At 55.1% G+C, this 1,540-nt stretch carries 1 protein-coding gene and 1 rRNA gene; both read right to left on the reverse strand.

Annotation, left to right across the window (positions count from 1 at the left end; translation table 11 throughout):
* A 16S ribosomal RNA gene (locus tag EG850_RS13165) occupies positions 1-1,296 on the reverse strand; the annotation flags it as partial.
* Between the two features lie 48 nt (positions 1,297-1,344).
* On the reverse strand, positions 1,345-1,540 hold a 196-nt coding region (locus EG850_RS13475), incomplete at its 5' end, for a hypothetical protein (RefSeq protein ID WP_214609569.1).

A 1,540-nucleotide genomic window follows, 5' to 3' on the forward strand; every position in this document is an offset into this window, starting at 1 on the left:
TGCAGACCCCAATCCGAACTGAGACCGGCTTTTTGGGATTCGCTCCACCTCGCGGTATCGCAGCCCATTGTACCGGCCATTGTAGCATGCGTGAAGCCCAAGACATAAGGGGCATGATGATTTGACGTCATCCCCACCTTCCTCCGTGTTGACCACGGCAGTATCCCATGAGTTCCCACCATAACGTGCTGGCAACATAGGACGAGGGTTGCGCTCGTTGCCGGACTTAACCGAACATCTCACGACACGAGCTGACGACAACCATGCACCACCTGTATACCGACCCAAAGGGAGTGACCATCTCTGGCCATGTCCGGTATATGTCAAGCCTTGGTAAGGTTCTTCGCGTTGCATCGAATTAATCCGCATGCTCCGCCGCTTGTGCGGGCCCCCGTCAATTCCTTTGAGTTTTAGCCTTGCGGCCGTACTCCCCAGGCGGGGCGCTTAATGCGTTAGCTACGACACGGAAACCGTGGAATGGTCCCCACATCTAGCGCCCAACGTTTACGGCATGGACTACCAGGGTATCTAATCCTGTTCGCTCCCCATGCTTTCGCTCCTCAGCGTCAGTAACGGCCCAGAGATCTGCCTTCGCCATCGGTGTTCCTCCTGATATCTGCGCATTCCACCGCTACACCAGGAATTCCAATCTCCCCTACCGCACTCTAGTCTGCCCGTACCCACTGCAGACCCGAGGTTGAGCCTCGGGCTTTCACAGCAGACGCGACAAACCGCCTACGAGCTCTTTACGCCCAATAATTCCGGACAACGCTTGCACCCTACGTATTACCGCGGCTGCTGGCACGTAGTTAGCCGGTGCTTTTTCTGCAGGTACCGTCACTTTCGCTTCTTCCCTACTAAAAGAGGTTTACAACCCGAAGGCCGTCATCCCTCACGCGGCGTTGCTGCATCAGGCTTGCGCCCATTGTGCAATATTCCCCACTGCTGCCTCCCGTAGGAGTCTGGGCCGTGTCTCAGTCCCAGTGTGGCCGGTCACCCTCTCAGGCCGGCTACCCGTCGTCGCCTTGGTGAGCCATTACCTCACCAACAAGCTGATAGGCCGTGAGCCGATCCAGAACCGATAAATCTTTCCAACCGGAGGAGATGCCTCCCCGGCACATATCCAGTATTAGCCACGGTTTCCCGAAGTTATTCCAGAGTTCTGGGCACGTTGCTCACGTATTACTCACCCGTTCGCCACTAATCCACCCCGCAAGCGGGGCTTCATCGTTCGACTTGCATGTGTTAAGCACGCCGCCAGCGTTCGTCCTGAGCCAGGATCAAACTCTCCGTAAATGGAATAAATACCACCCTCACCGGAATAGGCGAGCGTAGCGAGTTCAATCATGACAAATTCAGATCGTCAACTGACAATCCATCATTATCCAAAGAAATCGCGCACCACCAACAAAATGATGATGCAACGAGGTCAAAATATTTGGCATTTGACATTGTGCACGCTGTTGAGTTCTCAAGGATCAGACGCACCCCGCCGCCACCACACCAACCGGCACAGTCTTGCACGAGAGCAACTTCTCTA

It is taken from the genome of Gulosibacter macacae, from assembly GCF_003865375.1.
In the GTDB taxonomy this organism is placed as follows: Bacteria; Actinomycetota; Actinomycetes; order Actinomycetales; family Microbacteriaceae; genus Gulosibacter; species Gulosibacter macacae.